Origin of the sequence: Mesorhizobium sp. M7A.F.Ca.CA.002.09.1.1, from assembly GCF_003998555.1 — a bacterium.
GTDB classification, from domain to species: Bacteria; Pseudomonadota; Alphaproteobacteria; order Rhizobiales; family Rhizobiaceae; genus Mesorhizobium; species Mesorhizobium ciceri.
In genome coordinates this window covers 1-759 of the sequence record NZ_RZRR01001444.1, presented here as the reverse complement: position 1 = coordinate 759, position 759 = coordinate 1, and the positions used below count along the sequence as shown (strand labels likewise).

Genomic DNA, 759 nt, shown 5'->3' with positions numbered 1-759 from the left:
GTCGTGACCCGCGACGAGACCTGGCGCGCCGAGGGCGTCGAGGTGGCACATTCGCTCGAAGCCGCGATCCAGCTGGCGACGGTGCGCGGGCGCGGCATGGCCGATGTCGACGAGGTGTGCGTCATCGGCGGCGGCGAAATCTATGCCCAGGCCATGCTGCTGGCCGACCGGCTGCACGTCACCCATGTGCTGGCAGCGGTCGACGGCGACGCGCATTTCCCGCCGATCGATCCCGATTCCTGGCGCATTGTCAGCTCGCAGGACGTCCCAGCCGGGGAAAAGGACAGCCACCCGACGCGCTATTCGGTTTACGAGCGGCGTCGCGAGAGACATTGAACGAAAAAAGAGCCATTGAAGGAAGACAAAGGGTCGCGACTGGACCAAATCGGACGAAGTCGGAAGCGCATCGCGTTGAAAGCGCCCCGTGGCGTGCCTATAGAAGAACAATACTGGATTTTGCGCCGTAATGCCGGCGCTTGAGGGAATTCCAAGCGAAAGGACATTCATGCCCTGGAACGACAAAAGCGGCGGTGGCGGCGGCCCATGGGGTGGCGGCGGCAACAATCAGGGACCCTGGGGGCAGGGTCCAAAAGGACCGAGCGGGCCGCAGGGCTCGCCTCCCGATCTAGAAGACATCATCCGCCGCGGCCAGGACCGGCTGCGGCGCGCTCTTCCGGGCGGCGGCGGCGCGAGCCCGGCTATCTTCGCGCTGATCGCGGCTGCACTTGTGGTGCTGTGGGCGTTCAAGGCGGTTTACAC

The 759-nt window shown here is 65.2% G+C and carries 2 protein-coding genes; both read left to right on the top strand.

Annotated elements, in window-relative coordinates; translation table 11 throughout:
- The coding region (locus EN994_RS33885; RefSeq protein ID WP_164746547.1) for a dihydrofolate reductase at window positions 1-336 on the top strand (336 nt) is incomplete at its 5' end.
- Window positions 337-505: 169 nt separating this feature from the next.
- A partial coding sequence (locus EN994_RS33880; RefSeq protein WP_206520856.1) for a protease modulator HflK N-terminal domain-containing protein occupies window positions 506-759 on the top strand: 254 nt, incomplete at its 3' end.